This window comes from Micromonospora sp. NPDC049523 (genome assembly GCF_040676775.1).
Taxonomy (GTDB): Bacteria; Actinomycetota; Actinomycetes; order Mycobacteriales; family Micromonosporaceae; genus Micromonospora_G.
In genome coordinates, this window is record NZ_JBFAPP010000009.1 from 88990 (window position 1) to 109520 (window position 20531).

A 20531-nucleotide genomic window follows, 5' to 3' on the forward strand; every position below is an offset into this window, starting at 1 on the left:
GTCCTAACGGCAACTCGACAGACATCGCGTGCGTTATTGTCGTAGTAACTTAGCTCATCACCTCGGCATCGGGCCCGAGGTACGGTAGTTTTGTCGCACGAGGAGGTGGTTGACCATGCCGGGAACGGAGGCGGACGCCTGTGCGCCCAGCGTGTGTGACAGCTCGGATCTGATCCTGGGCTTCGTCAACACCCGCCCCACGGGCGACGGACAACCCGAGTTGCTCGACGGCCGGACCGGGCTGGCCGACTGGCTGACCAGAGCCGGCCTCGCCGACGCCGCTCCCTCCGCCACGTACGCCGACGCGGTCGCCGCCCAGGAACTGCGCGCGGCCTTCGTCACGATCCTCCGGTCGCACGCCGGCTGCGTCGACGACGAAACGGCGGTTCCGGACGCCGAGGCATATCTCCAGCGCATCGCGGAGCGCTACCCGCTCACCCCGAGGATCAGTGCCGAGGGCTGCACGCTCGTCGCGTCCCAGTCCGGCGTACCGGGGGCGTTCGGCTCGCTCTTCGCCGCCGTCGCGGACCTCGCCGCCCGGGGCGGCTGGTCGCGGGTGAAGGTGTGCAAGAACTCCTCCTGCCACTCCGGCTTTTTCGACAAGACCCGCAACACCTCCGGCCTCTACTGCAGTGCCGCGTGCGGCTCACAGGCGTCGATGCGCGCGTACCGCAGCCGGCTCAGGACCGGCTAACCGAGCCGCAGCCGGCTCAGGACCGGCTAGCCGAGCCGGATCCGAGCCCTGACCGCCTCGCCGTCCCGCTCGAACTCGGCACCGGCCCGTCGCAGTACACCCAGCGCGGGGGTGTTGTCGGCGGTGGTCTCGGCCACCACCAGGCGGGCGCCGGCACCGACCGCCTCGGCGAGCAGTAGCCGTAACGCGGTGGCGGCGATGCCCTGACCCCGCGCCGACTTGCCGAGCCACATTCCGGTCTCCATCGTCGCCGGCTTTTCGTGGTGACTCATCCGGATCATGCCCACCACGTCACCGTCGACCATGATCGCGAACATCAGCGTACGGGCGGTGCCGTCCAGCCCGTCGAAGCGCGCCCGGTGGAACTCCCGGAACGCCTCCCGGCGCGCGTGCGACCAGCCGGCCGGTGCCTCGACCGGCGGCATCACGTCGTCGGGTTCCGCCTCCGCGACGGCTACAGACAGCAACGGCTCCAGGGTCTGCTCGTCGATCGGCGTCAGTTGTACGTTGCTGCTCACGTTCGGAGTGTTGCCGGCGCGCACCCGCCTCGTCCACCGCTTTGGCCAAGCGCGGCCGTTACGCCAAAAGGCCCTGTCCGGTACAGCCCGCGCGGCTGCATGAACGGCCGGGGCGGTGGTGACCGACAGTAGGCCGGTCACGTCGATCGGCTCCCGTGTCGCTCCGATCTGGGACGGGATCGGCGATAGCGGACGAACGGCCGTCAGCGGTCGAAGCGGCAGAGCGCGGCGGTCGCGTCGTCGTACCGCTTGAAGCGGTGCCGATCCTCGCCGTCGCCGGTGTCCTGCTCGGCGGCGCGGACCCGGCGGATCAACTCGCTCGGCCCCTCGGCGGTGAGCAGGGCCAGCAGGTTGTGCCAGTCGAACAGGCCCAGCTTGTCGACCGCGTACGACGCACCGTCGGTGAGCAGCGCGACCCGGCGTACCCGGTCCGGCCCGGTCAGCGACAACCCGCCGCCGATGGCGTGGTACGCGGCGTCCGGGTCGGCGGCGGCGACCCAGTAGCCGCCCGGGGTGTTCATCTGCTGCCGCTGCCAGGTGACCGAGCGCCGGAACCGCGCCTGCGGGTCGCTGTCGTCGTTGCCCGCCCCGCCCGCGAACGCGGCCGACCTCACCCCGACCATCGTGGTGTCCAACCGGTCGTCGGTGATCACCTGCAACCGGCTGCCCAGGTCCACGACCAGCGGGCTGTCGCAGAGCACCAGGTAGTCGACGTGCTCGCTGCCCTGCCGGATCATGCACACGGTGGACGACGGGGTGCCGGGATGGCCCAGGTCGCACCGGTTGCCGTGGTCACCGCGTACCGCGTCGATCGCGCCCGCGAGGATCTCCATCAGGGTGGCGCCGGGACGGTCCGCGGCCACCAGGCCGATCCGCGCGGCCAGCCTGCGTACGTACCACGCCGGACCGTGTACGCAACCGGTGTCGAAGCCCTCCGGCACGGTCGCCCCGTCGAGTACGCCGACCAGTTGCCCGTACTGGAAGACGTGATCCTCGTTGGCCAGTCGGTCCGGTGCCGCTTCGGAGGCGGACCATACCTGCATCATCCTGGGGTCTCCGGCTCTGCCGCGAGGCAGCGGGGCTGCGCTCGATCGAAGGGGTGTCGAGGAAGTTTCGCCTTGATCCATGTCTACCCGAACGGGCCCGCCACTCTCAGGCAATGAGTCCCTTCCCACCCGCGGAATACCCGCGCAGCCGGCGAAAGTACGTGCCGGGGCGGACGGTTATCGCGAACACGAGGATCCTTCGCCGTCACCGACGGTAGCGTCAAGCGTGAACGGTGTGCCCGCCCACGCCCGGGTGACGACACCGCGCGATTGGGGGGCCAGATGTTGCAGAAGCTGCACGACATGGGGTTGAAGTCGGATCACTGCTACGCGGCGGGCTTCGCGAGCATCGCTCTGTCATTCGGCTGCTGGTTGATGTCCAAGCAGTTCGAGAAGGGTGCGGAGATCGACCGCGCGGACCGCTGGGGCATCTTCGTCGGCGAGTGGGCGCCCACGTTCATCGCGCTCGGCAACGGCCTGCGGACGTACGAGAAGTAACACCGTCCCCGTCCTGCCGCCCGCGTGGTCGGGCGTCAGCGGCGGCGGGTACGGGAGCGGGCGGCGCGCAGCCGGCGCAGCCGGGCCACCAGTACGGGCTCGGCGGCGAGCGCCGCCGGATTGTCCAACAGGGCGTTGAGTAGCTGGTAGTAGCGCGTGGCGGAGAGGTCGAAGGAGTCCCGGATCGCCTGTTCCTTGGCCCCGGCGTGCTTCCACCAGCGCCGCTCGAAGACCAGGATCTCCTGCTCCCGCTCGGTCAGCCCAACGGTCTTCGCAGCCGTAGGCTGCTCGACCGGCTCGGCGTCGTCGGGCTCGCGATCCGGCGACTCCGGGTCGGTCCGGTGTTCCGGGCCGATCCGCTGACCCGGTACGACCGGCGCGGTGGTCGGCGCGGCAGTCTGCGCCGCCGCCGGGTTGTCGTCGTCGGTGGCTGGAGCGTCAGCACCCGGTTTCATGGCGCTCCTCGCAGACCTCGGCAGCCGCACCCGCCGTACGGCCCCACCAGCCTAATCGCGCCCGGCCCGAACTCCCAGATCCCCGAACCGCGAGCTTCGTCGACGAACGGCCCGGATCAGGTGACGTCGCGGCGGCGCATGGACCAGATCGCGGCGGCGAGCACCACCACCGTGCCGATGCCGAAGACCAGGCCCGAGTCCTGCCAGGTGACGACGAGTTCACCCGGTACGCACTCGCCGCCCCGGAAGTTGCACGCGTCGTAGTCGAAGAGGGTCCACCGCTTCTCGAACCAGGCCAGCGCATAGGTGGACAGGACGTACCGGTCACCGAACGGGGTGCCGATCAGGCCCATGATGGTCCGTACGCCGATCTCGCTGACCACGGTGACGCCGACGGCGACGCCGAGCGCCATCGCGGTGTGCCGGCCCAGCGAGGCCAGGCCGAAGGCGATCGCGCCGACCGCGAGCACCAGGCCGACCGCGCGCAGACCGGAGAGCGCGAACGACTCCCAGACCCCCTGCGTCATCTTCCCGGTCACGCCGTCGAACCGGCCGATCAGCCAGAACGCGGCGGTCCACAGCGCACCGAGCACCACGCTGAGGCCGAGCAGCGTGCTGAGCAGCGCGGCCAGCTTGGTGAACAGCACGGTCAGCCGCTTCGGCCGCCAGAGCAGCAGGTTGGTCATCCCGCCGGTGTGCCACTCCGCGCCGATGTACGAGGCGCCGACGACAAAGGCGAACAGCGCCAGGATGCCGGCGAAGATCGCGATGAAGGCGCCGAACTCCTCACGGAACTCGAACTGGTACGGCATGAACCACTGCGCCTGGAAGTTGTCCCGGGTCGGCGCCCACTGCCGCCCGCAGTCGGGCGGGAACTGGTCGGTGCCCGCTCCGGCCGCCTGGGCCGCCTCGCAGGCGCGTACGGATTCCGCGTGGTACCGCATCTGTTCCTGGTACGCCGCCTCGGCCCGGACTTCCGCGGCGGCCACCTGTGCCGGGCCGACCTTGTGGCTGTTCACGGTGAAGGCGATCGCGATGCCGGCCAGCCCGAGGACGAGCAGGGCCAGCATCAGCCGGGTCACCCGGCGCTTGAAGATCCGGCGCAGTTCGGTCGTGTAGAGGCTCATACTCCCCAACCTCCCGGCGTGCCGCCGGATCCGGCGGGTCCTGGATCGGTGCCGGCGCCGCCGACGAGTGCGGACTCGTCGACCTGGCGGTGCTGGCCGGGCACCGGCGCGGTGGCGGTCAGGTCCAGGAAGACGCTCTCCAGGTCGGCGGTGACCGGGGCCAGTTCGCTGACGTAGAGGTTGTGGCCGGCGAGCGTACGGCTGACCCAGGCGGGCTGCTCCACGCCGTAGACCATCAGATGGTCCGGTTCGGTGCTCACCCGTGCACCGGCCTGGGTGAGTGCCTCGGCTGCCAGCGGCAGTTCGCTGGCCGCCTCCAGGCGTACCCGAAGGCCGCTGCCGGCGTGCTGGGCGAGGACCTCGGAGACCGGACCGGCGGCGACCCGCCGGCCGCGCGAGATGATGGTGACGGAGTCGCAGATGAGCTGGACCTCGCCGAGGATGTGGCTGGACAGCACGACGGTCATGCCGGACTCGGCCAGGTTGCGCATCAGCGCCCGCATCTCCCGGATGCCGCCCGGGTCGAGGCCGTTGGCCGGCTCGTCGAGGATCAGCAGTCGGGGGTTCTTCAGCAGGGCGGAGGCGACCGCGAGCCGCTGTTTCATGCCCAGCGAGTAGGACTTGACCCGGTCCTTGCTCCGGTCCCGGAGCCCGACCAGTTCGAGCACCTCGGCGACCCGTGCCTGCGGCACCCCGCCGGCACCGGCCAGCAGGGAGAGGGTGTCCTGTGCGGTGAAGTTCGGGAAGAACTGCGGGCTCTCCACGATCGCGCCGACCGAACCGGCGACGTCGGGCAGGGCGGCCGGCACCTCACGGCCGAGCAGCGCCATCCGGCCGCCGTTGGCCTTGATCAGGCCGAGCAGCGTACGGAGGGTGGTCGTCTTGCCGGAGCCGTTCGGGCCGAGGAAGCCGTGCACCTGCCCCGCCTCGACCAGCATGTCGAATCCGTCCAGGGCGTGCCGGGTGCCACGACGTCTACTCCGGTAGGTCTTCCGCAGACCCTCGATCTCCAGTACGGCCGTCAACGCCGACCTCCCGTGCGAACGGTCATGACTCGCGCCACCGTAGTCGATATATCAGCGGGAGATGCCCCGAACACCCAAAATGCCGATACTGGTCAAGCCGTGATGACGTGTACGCCGGCCTGGCGGAAGCCCTCGACGATCGCGGGGTCCGCCCCGGAGTCGGTCACCAGGGTCTCGACCCGTTCCACCGGGCAGATCCGGGCGAAGGCGTGACCGCCCAGTTTGGACGAGTCCGCGATGATCACCACCCGCTTTGCCCGCGCCACCATCAGGTTGTTCATCGACGCCTCGCCCTCGTGGTGGGCGGCCGCGCCGAGTTGTACGTCGATCGCGTCCACCCCGAGCAGGGCCACGTCCAGGGTGACCTCGCGCAGCAGCGCCCCGCCGAGGGGTCCGACCAGTTCGAACGACTGCGGGCGTACGACACCGCCGGCCACGACGACCTTCATCCGCGAGCGGACCAGCAGTTCGTTGGCGATGTTCAGGGCGTTGGTGACGACGGTGAGCTGTGCGCCGTCGGCGCTGGTGTTGAGGTCCGGGCGTACGGCGAGCGCGCGGGCGACCTCGGTGGTGGTGGTGCCGCCGTTGAGGCCGACCACCGTGCCGGGTGAGACCAGCGCGGCGGCGGCGGTGCCGATGCGTTGCTTCTCGGCCGAGTGCTTGGCCGTCTTGTAGCGCAGCGGCAGGTCGTACGAGACCCCGTTGGCGACCGCGCCACCACGGGTCCGGTTGATCATCTGCTGTTGGGCAAGCTGGTCGAAGTCACGCCGGATGGTCGCCTGCGAGACGTCGAGCCGCGCGGCGGCGTCCTCCACGCTGACCCGGCCGCTCTCGGTCAGCAGCTCCAGCAGGGCGTTCCATCTCGCGTACCGGTCCACCGCGAGCCTCCATGCACGTACGGTGATTGATTGCGTGCACACTAGTGCGCGAAACTACGGTGGCGCAAAGAGAGCGCTTGCGCGAACCTGCGCACAGTTGCCAGGTCGAACATGTTTCGAGCAGAATAACGCGCGAAAGACGTGCGGAACGAACGGTATCGCGCAGCATTTCTCGCCAGCGAGGAGCCCTGATGGCGTACGTCGACGCGGAGATCAACAGCCAGCCCGACTGCTGGTTACAGGCCGCCGCACTCGCCGGCCCATCGGCCGACGCACTTCCCCGACGAGGCGAACGGGTCGCCGTCGTCGGCTGCGGCACCTCCTGGTTCATCGCCATGGCGTACGCGGCCCTGCGCGAACGCGCCGGCCAGGGCGAGACCGACGCGTTCCAGGCGTCGGAGTTCCCCGCCGAGCGCCACTACGACCGGATCATCGCGATCACCCGCTCCGGCACCACCACCGAGGTCCTCGACCTGCTCGCCGCCGTACACGGCCGCACCCCCGCCACGGTCATCGTCGGCGACCCCGACTCACCCGCCGTCGGCCTCGCCAGCGCGGACGTACGGCTGCCCTTCGCCGACGAGCGGTCCGTGGTGCAGACCCGCTTCGCCACCAGCGCGCTCGCGCTGCTGCGGGCACACCTCGGCGAGAACCTCACCGCGCTGGCCCACGACGCCGAGGTGGCCGTACGCGCACCGCTGCCGGTCGACCCGGCCCAGATCGAACAGGCCACCTTCCTCGGCCGGGGCTGGACCATCGGCCTCGCCCAGGAAGCCGCCCTGAAATGCCGGGAGGCGGCCACCTTCTGGTCCGAGGCGTACCCGGCGATGGACTACCGCCACGGCCCGATCGCCATCGCCGGACCCGGCCGCATGGTGTGGGCGTTCGGCGACATCCCGGAGGGGCTGGCCGAGGAGATCGCCGGCACCGGCGCCGCCTTCGTCCACAGTCGCACCAACGGCACCCACACCGTGCTCGGTGACTGGGCCGCCGGCCGTACGCCGCTCGACCCGATGGCCGACCTGATCCTGGCCCAGCGGTTCGCGGTGGCCCTCGCCGTCAGCCGTGGCCTGGACCCGGACACCCCGCGCAACCTCACCCGCTCCGTGGTGCTGACGTGACCGAGGCCGCCCCGGCGGCCCGGTCCACCCGTTCCGCCCATCCCTCCGTGGTGATCGCGCTCGACGTGGGCGGCACCGGCATCAAGTGCGCGCTGGTCCGGCCGGACGGCACCAGCCACCACACCGAACGGCACCCGACCCGCGCAGACCGGGGCCCCGACGCGGTGGTCCAGACCATTCTCGGTGTGGCCGAGGGACTTGCCGACCGGGCCCGCGCCGACGGGCTCGACCCGGTGGCGGTCGGCATCGCGGTGCCCGGGGTGGTGGACGAGGCCGCCGGGGTGGCGGTCTGGTCGGCGAACGTCGGCTTCCGCGACGTACCGCTGCGGGCTCTGGTCACCGAACGCCTCGGGCTGCCGGCGGCGCTCGGCCACGACGTACGCGCGGGCGGCATCGCCGAGGCGCGGATCGGTGCCGGCCAGGGCGGCCGGTACGTGCTCTTCGTCGCCATCGGCACCGGCATCGCCGCAGCCCTCACCATCGACGGTACGGCGTACGTCGGCGCGCACGGCGCGGCCGGTGAACTCGGGCACATCGTCGTCCGGCCGGACGGACCCCGCTGCGGCTGCGGCCAGGTCGGCTGTCTGGAGGCGATCGCCTCGGCCGCCGCCGTCGGCCGCCGTTACACCGAACTGGCCGGTGAACCGGCGAGCGCGGCCGAGGTCGTACGCCGGGCGACGGCCGGGGAGAAGCTCGCCACCCGGATCTGGCAGGAAACCGTCGAGGCGCTCGCCGACGGGCTGCTGATCGCGCAGGCGCTCTACGACCCGGCGGTGGTGGTGGTCGGCGGCGGCCTGGCCGAAGCGGGTGACGAGTTGCTCGTCCCGTTGCGCGCCGCCCTACTCGCCCGGTTGACCTTCCACCGGGAACCAGAGCTGGTACGGGCCGCGCTCGGCGACGAAGCCGGCTGCCTCGGCGCCGCACTGCTCGCCCTCGACGCCCTCAACACCGCCCCCACCCCCGACAGGTAGTAGGAGCCCTCGTGACGGATCGCGTGACTGGCAAGGTGGTTACCCCGACCGGAGTCATCCGGCAGGGGTGTGTGGAACTCGGCGGCGAGCGGATCACCGCGGTCGCCGAGTATCCGTCGATCCGGGACGGAAACTGGATCGTGCCGGGCTTCGTCGACATCCACACCCACGGCGGCGGCGGGCACACGTTCACCACCGGGGACGCCGACGCGGCCCGGGGGGCGGCGAACTTCCACCTCTCCCACGGCACCACCACCCTGCTGGCCAGCCTGGTCAGCTCACCGACCGAGCTGATGCACCAGGCAACGTCGGCGTTCGCGCCGCTGGTCAAGGAGGGGGTGCTCGCCGGCATCCACTTCGAGGGCCCGTACCTGTCGGAAGCTCGGTGCGGGGCGCAGAACCCGGAGTTCCTGCGCGACCCGTCGCTCGACGAACTCGGCGAACTGCTCGACGCTGGCGAGGGCACGATCCGCATGGTCACCATCGCCCCGGAGCGTCCCGGCGCGCTGGAGGCGATCCGGCTGCTGGTCAATCGGGGTGTGGTCGCCGCGGTCGGGCACACCGACGCCACGTACGAGCAGACCATCGCCGCGGTGAACGCGGGGGCGACCGTCGCCACCCACCTGTTCAACGGCATGCGTGCGCCGCACCACCGCGAACCCGGCCCGGTCTTCGCGCTGCTCGGCGCGGCGGGTGTGGTGTGCGAGTTGGTCGCCGACGGTGTCCACCTGCACGACGGCACGCTGAACTTCGCCGCCTCCGTCGGCGGCGCGGACCGGTCCGCCCTAATCACCGACGCGATGGCCGCCGCCGGCATGCCCGACGGCGAGTACGAGCTGGGCGGCCAGACGGTGGTGGTCGCCGACCGGGCGGCCCGGCTTGCCCGGGACGGCGCCATCGCCGGCAGCACGCTCACCATGGACGCCGCCCTGCGCCGCGCGGTCGACGCCGGAATCGCCCTGCCCGACGCCTGCCGGATGGCCTCCACCACCCCCGCCCGCGCCATCGGTCAGGGCGACAACCTGGGCGCCCTCATCCCCGGCCACCGCGCCGACCTGGTCGAACTCGACGAGGACCTGCGGGTCGTCCGCGTGATGCGCGCCGGTGTCTGGCTCTCCTGATCCAGCTCTTCGGCTGGCGGGTCACGGATCTCGTTCGTCGGACCGGTAGGTCTTGCCGAAAGCAGCGAGCCCGCCCACCACGGGTGGACGGGCTCGCTGGCCGACGACCGGACTACGGGGCCGGTACGACGATCGTGATACCGCTGACGGTCTCACCGGCGGTGGTGTGGAGCTGGGTCGGGTATTCGACCACGTCCTCGCTGGCGCTGTAGAACAGCCGGACGTCCTGCGTGTTGAACCCCTTCATGGAGAACGTTCCGTCGGCGCGTACGACCGGCCGGTAGCCGGCGTAGTCACCGGTCGCCGCGTCCACCGCGGTGATCGACACGCACTCCAGGCAGGTGCCGGCGGGCACGGTGACGGTCCCGCTGATGGTGCCCGTCGCGGGCAGCGCGACGTCCAGGGCGGTCGTCGTACCCGCCACCACCTGGACCGGAGTCGCCGACGCGCGGTTGACGCCCCCGCCTGACCAGGTCCACGCGTGCTGGGCGTCGTACGCCGGGAAGGCCAGCTTCCACTGGTACGGGCCCAGGTTGCGGATCGCGTACTGGCCGTCGCTCCAGGTGCAACCGGCGAGCGGGTTCGGCCCGGACGACGCGGACGGGGACGTCGGAGTCGGGCAGACGTTGCCCACCCCCGCACCGGTCACGGCATCCTTGACGAAACCGGCCACGGTGCCGGCACCGTCGAGCTTGACGGACACCTCGATACGCTCGCCGGGCTTCGGCCGGTAGACCTTGGCACGGTCCGGGTCACCCGTGCCGCCCCCAGACTTCGACACCCACTGCGCGCCGTGCACCTGGTCGTACGGGGACACGAAGAGGCGGAAGTGGTCCTGCGCGAACAGGTTCTTCAGCTCGACCTGATTCCCGCAGTGCCCGTTGTCGCCGAGCTCGCTCTGCACCGGGTCGACCATGGTGACGCACGCCCCGTCCACCGGCTCACCGGTGACCGCGTCGACGAAGTTCACCCGCAGGCTGACCGACTTCTCCAGGCGCACCGTTGCCGTCGTCGTGTCGCCCTCGGTCACCGCGACCGGCTCGAAGTGGCCGTTGACGTAGACCTCGTTGGGGTCGAAACCGCCGCCGCGGTAGTCCCCCACCGGCAACTCGCGCACCTTGGCCCGGCCGGTCGCGTCGGTGCAGGTGGTCGCCCAGTTGAGCGGGCCGCCCTGCGGGTAGAAGCAGTAACCGACGATCGGCTGCCGCGTCACCTTGTCGAGCGCTCTGATGGTCAGGTGCCCGACCGGGGGACGGGTGAGGTTGACGGTCGTCGTCGTGTCCGGGTTGACGGTGAACGGGGTGGCGTCCCATTCCGAGCTGGCTCCGTCGTACCAGATCTGCTGCCCGCTCGGCAGGATGAACTTGATCGTGTAGTTGGGCCCGGCCTCGATGTTCGGGAACTGGTAACGCCCCTTGGCATCGGTGCCGGTGTGGGCCACCCAGTTGTTGTTGCGCCGCAGCTCGACCCCGACGTCGGCGAGGCCGCCGCCGTTCTGGGTCACGACCCGGCCGGCGAGGTCGCCGTACTGGATCGGCATCATCGGGATCTGCAGGGTGGCCGGAGCCGTGATGGTGTCAGCCTCCCACTGGTTCTGGTGACCGTTGAGCCACTGCTCGACGTAGCCGCTCGCCATCACCCGTACGACGTAGTCGCCGGTCGCCTCCGGGAACGCGAACATACCGGCGTTGTCGCTGTTGGCGAAGTTCCAGCCGGAGCCGTCCCGGTGCTGGATGACGATTCCCGCACCGGACACCGGTTCGCCGGTCAGCTGGTTGGTGATCGTGCCCTCCAGGCCGGGCCCCTGCGCCGCTGCGAGGGCCGGCGCCGGAAGGTTCGTGGCCAGCAGGCCGGCCATCGCTGCCACGGCAAGCGCGCGCAGCACCGTACTCTTCATTTCTCCCCGCTTCCACCACGCACATGGTCGCCCGCCCGCACGGCGGCCGACCGCACCATCCATCGTGGATGGTGCATTCGGACCGGACGTTAGCAGCGGCGGGCGACACATTTTCGGTCGCGCGGCCTCCCGGTCAGCGACGGGTCCGGCGGGTGGTGACGTGCCAGAGGGCACCTGCCACGAGTACGGCGAGGCCGGTCAGGGTGCTGGCGGGTGGCAGGGTGACGGCGAGGACCAGACAGCCGAGAAGTCCCAGGACGGCCAGGGCTTGTACGGGGAGCCGACGGGTCGGGTCGCGGCCGAGGGTGAGGGCGGCGGCGTTCGTGATCGCGTAGTAGACCAGCACGGTGCAGCTGGAGAAGCCGATGGCCGTACGGAGGTCACCGAGGCCGATCAGGATGATCACCACGCCCGCCACCAGCAGTTCGGCCCGGTGCGGGACCCGTCGACGGGGATGTACGGCGGCCAGCGCACCGGGCAGGTCACGGCGTCGGGCCATCGCCAGCATGGTCCGGCCGACCCCGGCGACCAGGGCCAGCAGTACGCCGATGACGGCGATCCCCGCGCCGACGCGTACCGGCCAGGCGAGGGCGGGCAGGCCGGCGGCGCTCACCACGTCGGCGAGCGGTGCCGACGAGGTCGCGAGCCGGTCGGCGCCGAGCACGGACAGGGTCACCGCGGCGAGGCTCAGGTAGACCAGCAGCACCAGCCCGAGTGCGAGCGGCACCGCGCGCGGGATGGTCCGCTCGGGGTCGCGTACCTCCTCGCCGAGGGTGGCGATCCGGGCGTACCCGGCGAAGGCGAAGAAGAGCAGCCCGGCCGCGCCGAGTACGCCGTACCCGCTGCTGCCGGCGGTGTCGGCGAGCCTGGCCAGGTCGGCGGAGCCGGCGGTGAGGCCGATGACCGCGACCGCGCCGAGCACGACGAGGGTGGTGGCGACCAGCCAGCGGGTGGCGCGGGCGGTCTTGGCGATGCCGCCGAGGTTCACCGCGGTGACGGCGAGCACGGCGACCACCGCGACGATCCGGGCCTGCCCCGGCCAGAGATACGCGCCGATGGTGAACGCCATCGCCGCGCAGCTCGCGGTCTTGCCGGTGATGAAGGCCCAGCCGGCGAGGAAACCGGCGAGGTCGCCGAGCCGTTCCCGGCCGTAGACGTAGGTGCCGCCGGATTCGGGGTAGCGGGCGGCGAGCCGGGCGGAGCTGGTCGCGTTGCACCAGGCGACGACGGCGGCGAGGGCGAGCGCGATCAGCAGGCCGGTGCCGCTGCCGGCGGCGGCGGTCGCGGGGGCGAAGACCACGAAGACGCCCGCGCCGAGCATCGAGCCGAGTCCGATGACAACCGCGTCGGGTACGCCGAGCCGCCGGTCGAGCTGCGCCGATGCTGCCCGCTGTTGTTCCACGGGCGGCAGCCTAGGAGGTGGAGGTGAACACTCCGGGTCGGTCGACGTGGCCGGGCAACCTCGGCAGCGGGATGTCGTCCCAGGGCACGCGGGTGAGGATCCGGTCGACGAAGAGGCCGAGCAGGAGCCCGGCGACGCTGTCGGTGATCCAGTGGAAGCTCAGGTAGGTGGTGGTGCAGAAGACGATCGCCGGGGGCGCGATCCGGATCGCCAGCGCCAGGCCCGCGGGCGGGTCCGGTCGGCCCAGCGTACGCAGCAGCGCGACCAGGAGCAGGGAGATCACGCCGTACCAGACGATGGCGTTGGCGACGTGCCCGGACGGGTAGGACATGCTGTATTCGTCGACCGGCAGGTGGCTGTTGAAGATCTTGACCGACTCTTCGGGCGGCAGTTCGGAGCTTGGCGCGGCCCGGTCGGTCCAGACCTTGAACGGCCCGATGGTGACGTACGTGGCGACGAACGCGGCGGCGACCACCAGCAGGGGGCGGATCGAGCGCGAGCGCAGGCCGGTGGCGATGGCGAGGATCGCGGCGAGCGGGGTGAGCAGCCAGCCGCCCTGGCCGAGGTAGTTGAACACCCGGGCGATCCAGTACGCGACGTCGGGGCGGTGGGTGTCGCTCCACTCGCGTACGGACTGGTCGATGCCGTAGAGATGGCCGTTGGCGAGGGCGAGGGTGATGCCGGCCAGGCCGATCAGCAGCAGGGCGTCGAACCACCAGCCGGCCGGGTACACCGGTCGCAGCCGCAGCGCCGATCGCCGTACCGTTTCGGTCCCCCGCCCGCTCTCTCGCACCCGCCCACGCTACCGCGCCCCCACCCACACCCCTCATGCGCGCACAGGACCTCCCCGGGTTCGGCGCGGGATCGACACGGATCCGGGTGTGTGTGACGGGCCACGGTGGGGGGTGGTACGAGGGGTGGAGGCGGCATGCTTGGGGTCGTGCGCATCACTTCGGCCCTCGTTGACCCGGCGCTGCTCGACCTACCGTGGTCGACGCCGCTGGAGCAGTGGCCGGCCGACCATCTGGTGGCACTTCCGCAGGGTATATCCCGGCATATCGTACGTTTCGTACGCCTCGCCAACACCGTGTACGCGGTCAAGGAAACCGGGGAACGGGTCGCCGAACGCGAGTACGACCTGCTCCGCGCCCTGGAACGGATCGACTTCCCGTCCGTGCAGGCGATCGCCATCGTCGCCGACCGGCAGGACCAGCACGGAGAGCCGCTGGACCCCGTACTGATCACGAAGCATCTGCAGTTCTCGCTGCCGTACCGGGCGCTGTTCTCGCACACGCTGCGCCCGGAGACGATGACCCGGCTGCTGGACGCGCTCGCCGCGCTGATCGTACGGATGCACCTGACCGGTTTCTTCTGGGGCGACTGCTCGCTGTCGAACACCCTGTTCCGCCGGGACGCCGGTGCGTTCGCCGCCTACCTGGTCGACGCCGAGACCGGCGCGCTGCGTACGCAACTGTCGAACGGGCAGCGCAGCGAGGACATCGAGATCGCCCGGGTGAACATCTTCGGCGAGGCGCTCGACCTCCAGGCCGCGGGGCTGCTGCACGAGGCGATCGACCCGGAGGAGGTCGCCGACCAGGTGGCGGAACGCTACCAGCGGCTCTGGCACGAGATCACGTACGAGCAGCAGGTGGAACGGGACGACCGGCACGACATCGAAGGCCGGATCCGGCGACTGAACGACATGGGCTTCGACGTCGCCGAGGTGGCGATGTCCCTCGTGGACAACGGGCGCTACCTGGTCCGGCCGAAGGTGGTCGACGCGGGTTACCACAGCCGGCGACTGCTCCGGCTGACCGGGCTCGACGCCGAGGAGAACCAGGCCCGACGCCTGCTCAACGACCTGGACACCTACCGCGCCGAGAGCGACCTGTCCGACGAGCAACAGTCCGCGCACCGCTGGCTGACCGAGGTCTTCGAACCCGTCGTACGGGCGGTGCCGGGCCATCTGCGCAAGAAACTGGAGCCGGCGGAACTGTTCGTCCAGGTGATCGAGCACCGGTGGCGGCTCTCCGAGCAGGCCGGGCGGGACGTGGGTCTGGCGCCCGCGGTGCAGTCGTTCCTCGCCGACGTACTGGTCCACCGCCCGGACGAACAGGCCGTGCTCGGCGTACCCGTACCAGCCATCACGGCATAGGAACCACTGGCAGGGACTTAACCCTGGAGTTAAGATCTAGGGGTGGGCGGATGGCAGATCCTGCTGGTCGAGGACGTTGCGGCGTGGTTCAACGACTTGACCAAGAACGATCCCAACACGGCCGATCTCGTCGAAGACGCAATCGACCGCCTGGCATCGGAAGGACCTGTGCTCGGTCGCCCGCTGGTCGATCGGGTGAAGAACTCGCGGCATCACAACATGAAGGAGTTGCGGCCAGGATCAACGGGATCCAGCGAAGTTCGGATCTTGTTCGTCTTCGACCCGGTACGACGAGCAGTGCTACTCGTCGCCGGCGACAAGGCCGGTAACTGGCGCGGCTGGTACGAGACCGCAATACCCCTCGCCGACAGCCGCTACGACATCCATCTGGCCGAACTGGAAACGAGGAACTATCAATGAGCGCCGTATCGTGGGACGAAGCCAAGCGTCGCGCCGAGGACATCCGTCGCGCCGCAGGCCATCCGATCCGTACCGACGCCGAGCGCGCCGCCGGCCAGCAGCGCTTGGACGACGAAATCCACGCGTATCGGCTGGCAGAGGTGCGCCGCAACCGTGCTCTCACCCAACGCGAGGTGGCCGAGGTCATGGGAGTTTCTGGTCCCCGGGTCTCCGATGTCGAACGCGGGAAACTCGACACGGTGTCGGTATCCGTCCTCCGTGCCTACGTCGAAGCCCTCGGCGGACGCCTCCGCGTCACTGCCGAATTCGACGACTCCACCTACCTCGTCGCCTGAGCATTCAGCGGCGAAAAGCCCACCGTCAGGGGTACGGCCTGGAGGTGCTGGCGCGGCCGAGTGCGTCTGCCGTACCCCACGGCCCGGGGACACGGAGCAGGGCGATTTGCCCCAGGCCGGGCGGCAGGGCGGCGTTGACCACCAGGTGGCCCCCGTGTGCGTCCAGACCGAGGACGGTACGCAGCAGCGACAGCACCGCCCCGGCCGACCAGCCCTGCGGACTCGTGGCGGTGGGATAGCGCACCGGTGCCATGGTGAGTTCGCGGTCGTAGCCGGTGAACGCCTCCGGCAGCCGCCCCTGGAAGTAGCGCGCGGCCTCGAACATCGCCATGGCGATGGTTCCCGCCTCTTTCGCGAACCCGTAGCGGCGCAGACCCTCGGCGATGATCGAGTTGTCGTACGGCCAGACGGCACCGACGTGGTAACCGACCGGATTGTGCTTCGCCTCCCCGGCGGCGAGCGTGCGCACTCCCCAGCCGGAGAAGAGCCGTGGCCCGAGCAGGTGGTCAGCCACGGCTTGCGCCCGGTTCTGGTCGACGATGCCGCTCCAGAGCAGGTGTCCCAGGTTCGACGCGAGCGCGTCCACCTGGCTGCCGTCGGCCTCCAGCGCCAGCGCGTAGTACCCCCGATCCGGCATCCAGAAGTCCCGGTCGAACCGATCCCGCAGCTCACCGGCCTGCTGTTCCAGCCGGTCGGCGTACCCGGGGTCGCCCCAGAAGGTACGGGCCAGCCGGGCACCGCGCATCTTCGCGTCGTACACGTAGCCCTGCACCTCGCAGGTGGCCCGGGGGAAGCCGGGCAGCCGGCCGTCGGCGTAGCAGATCGCCAGCTCGGATTCCTTCCAGGACTGGTTGGGCTGCTCGCCCGCCGCCCGTGGAGGTTGGTACCAGAGGTAGCCGTCGCCGACCAGGTCGCCCCACTCGTCGATCCACCGCAACGCGGCGCGTGCCTCCTTCTCCAGTTCGCGGACCACCGCCGCGTCGCCGGTCCAGCGCTCGTACTCGTCGAGTAGGACCACGAACAGCGGCGTCGAGTCGACCGAGCCGAAATACCGGGCGTTCGGGGTTTCCTGGAAAGCGGCGGCCTCGTTCCATCTGGTCAGGTGGAGGATCTTCCCCGGCTGCTCCTCCCGGAAGTCGTCGAGCTTGGTCCCCTGGAAGGTCGCCAGGGTCCGGAGTGTGGTCGCTGCCAGCTCCGGCAGGTACGGCAGCGACTGGATGCTGGTGATGATGTTCTGCCGACCGACAATCGTGTTCAGCCAGGGCAGGCCCGCGGCCGGATACCATCCGCTCGCGTCGAATCCCGGGAGCCGTAGCGCGGCCAGGTCGACCAGACTCCGCTGGTACGCCTCGGTGAGCGGGTCGAAATCACACTCCAGCCGGGGCGCCTGCGCGATCCACCGGTCCAGTTCCTCCCGCATCCCCTCTTTTGTCCTGCGGATCAGGGCATCCTTGCCGTGGACGTCCTCGGCGTCCGGCGGGCGAAGGTCGGTCACCACCTGCAACTGGGTGGACCAGCTTCCCTGCGAGGGGATCCGGACGGTGAAGGTCATCCCGTCCTGGTCGATCTCCGCCGCCTCACTGGTCTGGATGACGGTCGCCCGGTGGAAGTTCTCACGGACGTAGAACAGGCGGAGGTATCGGTCACCGATCTGGTGGTCGAACCGGCCCTTCTTCACCCGTTTCGAATCATCGGGTACGCCAGGTTGGCTGATCATGTCGACGTCGACGAAGTCGCTCGCCACCTCCAGCCGGATCGTCACCTCGGCCGGCTCCTCGCCGCTGTTCAGGATGCTCAGCTTCTCCGCGAGACCGCCCACGATCGACCGGTGGCGCATCACGGATAGGGACGAACTGACGTAGTGCGTAGGTTCTCCGGGCACGAGGAAGAATTTCGCCTCGAAATACTGCAGGTCGTCGACGGAGAGCGGCGTCAGGCGCTCTCCGTTGATCGTCACAATCCACTTGGACAGGAAGCGGGTGTCGAGGAAGTACAGCCCGGCCGGCTCGCCCGGAGCCGGGGCCACGTCTCCGTTGCGCTCGCTGACGATGTAGGTCAGCCCCTCCAGGATCGAGATCTGGTTAGCGTGCACGGTCCTGGCCGTCCTCGACGTGATGGCGCCCGCCCCTGCCGGTGACCCGCTCGGGCCCGTGCGAGTCGGGCGGGCCGGGCAGCAGGCGTTCGAAGTAGGTCAGGATCCGCTGCGACCCATGAAACGCCAGGTCGTTTCGCATCAGGGCCGTTGTCACGTCGCCGCCGGTCACCAGCCCGTCGAAGACCGCGCCGTCGGCGACAAGCACGCAGTCCGCCTCTCGCTCACCGTCGGGCCAGACCGAGATGCCGTCCTCACCAAGGGTGAGATACCAACTGGCCATGCCGTCCGGGCGGCGCAGGTCGAGGCGTACGGTCGCCGAGAAGCCGTGGGGCAGCAGGTGCGCACGCTGCCGCGCCGGACCCGCGAAGTACTCCGCCGTCGGGTCCACCCACTCGCCTCCCTCCCACCTGGCCACCCGGCCCGGTGGGGCGCCGAGCGGATACGGGTCAGGGTCAGCCTGACCCGGCGGAGGTCGCTCCCGCATCACCCTGATGGGATGAACTGGTCTTTCATTCGACGGCTGGACGCAGTCGGGCGGTCCAGTAGGTCAGGTCGGAGTGGTGCTCGACCAGGCTGATCGGTTCTCCGCACGCATCCTGGATCAGGCTGGCCGCCTCGTCCAGGTCGCCCGGGTTGTGGTCCCAGTCGCCGTTCCGGAACATCCGCAGTCCCACGTCCGTACGGTCGTAGCCGATCTTCTCGGCGGCCTCGGGCGGCACCAGCACGATCGTGTACCGGCCCGCCTCGACCTCGGCCTCACTCGGCTGTGGCTCCTCCGGCCGCCCGCGCCGGAACCGCTCCAGCACCGACTCGATCGGCCCAGGCGAGTCCGCCGGGTCGTACGGGTGCGCCCAGGGCGGCACGTAGCGGTACGGCTTGAGATCGCTCATGTTGACGCTCCTCACACAGATGATCACCATGAGGTTGCTTGTCACCGCAATTTGCGATTAGGTTGGCGTTCTGGCGTACGGATGTCAATACCCCCGGGGTGGAGGCGAGCGGGCATGCCGAAGCAGAACGCACCGACCGTTGTCGGTCGTGGACTCGGCGGTGAGCTGCGACAACTGCGCAAGGCCAAGGGCCTGACCGGCGCCGCCGTCAGCGCACAGCTCGGCTGGCAGGCGTCCCGACTGTCCCGAATGGAGACCGGCCAGCAGGGCATCCCGCCGGAGGACGTCGCCTCGTTGCTCGTGATCTACGGTGTGATCGGCGACGAACGCAAGCGCCTGCTCGCCATGTCCGAACGCGGCAAGGACCGAGGCTGGTGGGAGACGTACGGGTCGGGGCTAACACCCTGGTCGCGTACGTTCATCCGCTTCGAAACCGAGGCGATCCGAATCACCAGTTGGCAGCCGATGCTTGTGCCCGGTCTGCTCCAGGTTCCCGACTACACCAAGGCGATCATGCGGGCCTGTGATGTACCCGATGCGGATGCCCAGATCAGGGTTGCGGCGAGACTCGGGCGGCAGGCGATCCTGTCCCGTGACGAGCCACCCGAGTTGCACGTCATCGTGGATGAGTCCGCCCTACGCCGGGTGCTTGGTGGGCCAAGGGTGATGGTCCGGCAACTTCGGCACCTGGTCGAGGCTGCCGAGCGGCCCAACGTGACGTTGTCCGTACTGCCGTTCGGCGTTGGCGGGCACATCGGCGTGGACGGGCCGTTTGTCATCCTCGACTTCGTCCGTGACCCGGCCGTCGTGCACCTGGAGCACAGGATGTCGAGCCTCTTCCTGGAGGAGCCGTCGCAGGTCGATGCCTTCCGACGCTCGGCGGATAAGCTGGCGAAGATGGCGCTCAGCCCGGCCAGGTCGGTGGAGTTCGTTGCGCGCATCGCAACGGAGCACGAACGAGAGTGAGGCCCTGATGGTCGCTGCGGATCTCGGTGACGTGGTCTGGCGCAAGTCCAGCCGCAGCGGCTCCGACACCGACTGCGTCGAGGTCGCCGAACTACCGCACACCATCGCCGTACGCGACTCCAAGGATCCGGGTGGGCCCGTACTCAGCTTCGGGCGCATGTCGTGGGCTCACTTCGCCACCCGCACCCCTACCACCGGTCCCGACTGAACGCCTTACCCGGCTCTCCTACAGCTCGGCCACACTGGCCCAGGTCCGGTGGAGTTCGTTGCACGCAAGCACGCCCACAACGAGGGCCCTCGATGACCGAGTGGCCCGCCGCAAGATAGGAGTTACGAAATGCTCTTTAGGCAATCTGTTCCCTATTCATATCCATCAGATCGGGATCACGGTTGAGTAACTCCCCCTCAAACCGCTCCCAGCCATGATCCGCAACGAATTTCGCCTCACCAGAAGTGATGGGGATTAGCCATGCGATAGCTACCGAATCACCATTCTCAACGACGACGGACTTGAAGTCCGCGTCATAGTAAACGGGGAGCGCTGCATACAGAGAGACGAAACCGGAACCGCCGACGATGTCTTCCGGTAAAGGTATAACGTTGCCGCGAAGCACCGCTTCGCGGGTATCCAGGCACCTTGACGCGACAAATTCCAAAGCGCGAGGGAAAATACTCCGCGAAATGTCCTCAGGACCGTGCTCGGCGGCAATGAACTCCAGGAAGAGGTGCGCGTCGTGACCAGGACGGTGCAGCGGCACACGACTGAGCCCCACGGTGGCGTAGCCGGTGGTATCCGCGAAGAGGCCACCGGTTAGGCGGGCCACGTTGACTGTTGGCAGCCCTTCACGGGCAGCGCCCTTCCAGCCACCGGCCAGCTGTCCCAGGCGACGTTCGAGATGATCGATCAGTATGGGCAC

The 20531-nt window shown here is 69.7% G+C and carries 23 protein-coding genes; 10 read left to right on the forward strand and 13 right to left on the reverse strand.

Going from position 1 to position 20531, the window contains the following annotated elements; genetic code table 11:
* Positions 1-115: 115 nt before the first annotated feature.
* Positions 116-694, forward strand: a complete 579-nt coding sequence (locus AB0J90_RS16020; protein ID WP_363596406.1) for a CGNR zinc finger domain-containing protein — start codon at positions 116-118, stop codon at positions 692-694.
* Between the two features lie 26 nt (positions 695-720).
* On the opposite strand, the gene AB0J90_RS16025 is transcribed toward AB0J90_RS16020, so the two are convergent.
* A complete protein-coding gene (locus tag AB0J90_RS16025; protein WP_363596408.1) occupies positions 721-1212 on the reverse strand; it encodes a GNAT family protein in 492 nt (163 codons plus the stop codon).
* A 203-nt stretch (positions 1213-1415) separates the two neighbouring features.
* Positions 1416-2258, reverse strand: a complete 843-nt coding sequence (locus tag AB0J90_RS16030; protein WP_363596410.1) for a hypothetical protein — start codon at positions 2256-2258, stop codon at positions 1416-1418.
* A gap of 282 nt (positions 2259-2540) precedes the next feature.
* Between AB0J90_RS16030 and AB0J90_RS16035 the strand changes: the two genes are divergently transcribed.
* Complete coding sequence (locus tag AB0J90_RS16035; protein ID WP_326562283.1) at positions 2541-2756, forward strand: hypothetical protein; 216 nt, start codon at positions 2541-2543, stop codon at positions 2754-2756.
* A gap of 35 nt (positions 2757-2791) precedes the next feature.
* Here AB0J90_RS16035 and AB0J90_RS16040 read toward each other — a convergent pair whose 3' ends face one another.
* From AB0J90_RS16040 to AB0J90_RS16055, 4 genes are all read right to left on the reverse strand, one after another.
* Entirely contained in the window at positions 2792-3211 is a 420-nt protein-coding gene (locus AB0J90_RS16040; protein WP_363596412.1) for a DUF3263 domain-containing protein, read from the reverse strand.
* A 116-nt stretch (positions 3212-3327) separates the two neighbouring features.
* The gene (locus AB0J90_RS16045) at positions 3328-4338 is read right to left on the reverse strand and encodes an ABC transporter permease subunit (protein WP_363596414.1); all 1011 of its coding nucleotides are present in this window, start codon (positions 4336-4338) and stop codon (positions 3328-3330) included.
* Positions 4335-5276: an ATP-binding cassette domain-containing protein gene (locus tag AB0J90_RS16050; RefSeq protein ID WP_363596825.1), complete on the reverse strand. Its 942-nt coding sequence runs from the start codon at positions 5274-5276 to the stop codon at positions 4335-4337. The genes AB0J90_RS16045 and AB0J90_RS16050 overlap by 4 nt, the downstream gene beginning before the upstream one ends.
* A 179-nt stretch (positions 5277-5455) precedes the next feature.
* Positions 5456-6241: a DeoR/GlpR family DNA-binding transcription regulator gene (locus AB0J90_RS16055; protein ID WP_363596416.1), complete on the reverse strand. Its 786-nt coding sequence runs from the start codon at positions 6239-6241 to the stop codon at positions 5456-5458.
* Positions 6242-6432: 191 nt separating this feature from the next.
* Here AB0J90_RS16055 and AB0J90_RS16060 point away from each other — a divergent pair, with 191 nt between their 5' ends.
* From AB0J90_RS16060 to nagA, 3 genes are read left to right on the forward strand one after another with little or no spacing between them, the layout of a single operon-like run.
* On the forward strand, positions 6433-7362 hold the full coding sequence (locus tag AB0J90_RS16060) for a sugar isomerase (RefSeq protein ID WP_363596418.1): 930 nt from the start codon (positions 6433-6435) through the stop codon (positions 7360-7362).
* Positions 7359-8333 carry an ROK family protein gene (locus AB0J90_RS16065; protein ID WP_363596420.1) on the forward strand — a complete coding sequence of 325 codons (975 nt, stop codon included), beginning with the start codon at positions 7359-7361 and terminating at the stop codon, positions 8331-8333. Before AB0J90_RS16060 ends, AB0J90_RS16065 begins: the two co-directional genes overlap by 4 nt.
* An 11-nt stretch (positions 8334-8344) precedes the next feature.
* On the forward strand, positions 8345-9454 hold the full coding sequence (gene nagA / locus AB0J90_RS16070; RefSeq protein WP_363596422.1) for an N-acetylglucosamine-6-phosphate deacetylase: 1110 nt from the start codon (positions 8345-8347) through the stop codon (positions 9452-9454).
* Between the two features lie 112 nt (positions 9455-9566).
* Here nagA and AB0J90_RS16075 read toward each other — a convergent pair whose 3' ends face one another.
* The 3 genes from AB0J90_RS16075 to AB0J90_RS16085 form a co-directional block, all read right to left on the reverse strand.
* Entirely contained in the window at positions 9567-11351 is a 1785-nt protein-coding gene (locus tag AB0J90_RS16075; RefSeq protein WP_363596424.1) for a carboxypeptidase regulatory-like domain-containing protein, read from the reverse strand.
* A gap of 133 nt (positions 11352-11484) precedes the next feature.
* A complete protein-coding gene (locus AB0J90_RS16080) occupies positions 11485-12753 on the reverse strand; it encodes an APC family permease (protein ID WP_363596426.1) in 1269 nt (422 codons plus the stop codon).
* Positions 12754-12763: 10 nt separating this feature from the next.
* A complete protein-coding gene (locus AB0J90_RS16085) occupies positions 12764-13546 on the reverse strand; it encodes a phosphatase PAP2 family protein (protein WP_363596428.1) in 783 nt (260 codons plus the stop codon).
* 135 nt (positions 13547-13681) lie between these two features.
* On the opposite strand from AB0J90_RS16085, the gene AB0J90_RS16090 reads away from it, so the two are divergent.
* The 3 genes from AB0J90_RS16090 to AB0J90_RS16100 all read left to right on the forward strand — a co-directional run bounded on the left by AB0J90_RS16090 (position 13682) and on the right by AB0J90_RS16100 (position 15663).
* Positions 13682-14908 (forward strand): DUF4032 domain-containing protein, encoded by a 1227-nt coding sequence (locus AB0J90_RS16090; RefSeq protein ID WP_363596430.1) that lies wholly within the window; start codon positions 13682-13684, stop codon positions 14906-14908.
* Positions 14909-15004: 96 nt separating this feature from the next.
* Complete coding sequence (locus tag AB0J90_RS16095) at positions 15005-15328, forward strand: type II toxin-antitoxin system RelE/ParE family toxin (RefSeq protein WP_363596827.1); 324 nt, start codon at positions 15005-15007, stop codon at positions 15326-15328.
* A complete protein-coding gene (locus AB0J90_RS16100) occupies positions 15325-15663 on the forward strand; it encodes an XRE family transcriptional regulator (RefSeq protein WP_363596432.1) in 339 nt (112 codons plus the stop codon). The genes AB0J90_RS16095 and AB0J90_RS16100 overlap by 4 nt, the downstream gene beginning before the upstream one ends.
* A 25-nt stretch (positions 15664-15688) precedes the next feature.
* Here the strand turns inward: AB0J90_RS16100 and AB0J90_RS16105 are convergent, their stop codons facing one another.
* The 3 genes from AB0J90_RS16105 to AB0J90_RS16115 form a co-directional block, all read right to left on the reverse strand.
* Positions 15689-17755 (reverse strand): glycogen debranching N-terminal domain-containing protein, encoded by a 2067-nt coding sequence (locus tag AB0J90_RS16105; protein WP_363596434.1) that lies wholly within the window; start codon positions 17753-17755, stop codon positions 15689-15691.
* On the reverse strand, positions 17745-18146 hold the full coding sequence (locus tag AB0J90_RS16110) for an SCP2 sterol-binding domain-containing protein (protein ID WP_363596436.1): 402 nt from the start codon (positions 18144-18146) through the stop codon (positions 17745-17747). The genes AB0J90_RS16105 and AB0J90_RS16110 overlap by 11 nt, the downstream gene beginning before the upstream one ends.
* 121 nt (positions 18147-18267) lie before the next feature.
* Positions 18268-18648 (reverse strand): hypothetical protein, encoded by a 381-nt coding sequence (locus AB0J90_RS16115; protein ID WP_363596438.1) that lies wholly within the window; start codon positions 18646-18648, stop codon positions 18268-18270.
* 114 nt (positions 18649-18762) lie between these two features.
* Here AB0J90_RS16115 and AB0J90_RS16120 point away from each other — a divergent pair, with 114 nt between their 5' ends.
* Together AB0J90_RS16120 and AB0J90_RS16125 are read left to right on the forward strand one after the other, a co-directional pair.
* Positions 18763-19614 (forward strand): helix-turn-helix transcriptional regulator, encoded by an 852-nt coding sequence (locus AB0J90_RS16120; RefSeq protein WP_363596440.1) that lies wholly within the window; start codon positions 18763-18765, stop codon positions 19612-19614.
* A gap of 7 nt (positions 19615-19621) precedes the next feature.
* On the forward strand, positions 19622-19822 hold the full coding sequence (locus AB0J90_RS16125; protein ID WP_363596442.1) for a DUF397 domain-containing protein: 201 nt from the start codon (positions 19622-19624) through the stop codon (positions 19820-19822).
* 136 nt (positions 19823-19958) lie between these two features.
* Here AB0J90_RS16125 and AB0J90_RS16130 read toward each other — a convergent pair whose 3' ends face one another.
* Positions 19959-20531, reverse strand: a complete 573-nt coding sequence (locus AB0J90_RS16130) for a suppressor of fused domain protein (RefSeq protein ID WP_363596444.1) — start codon at positions 20529-20531, stop codon at positions 19959-19961.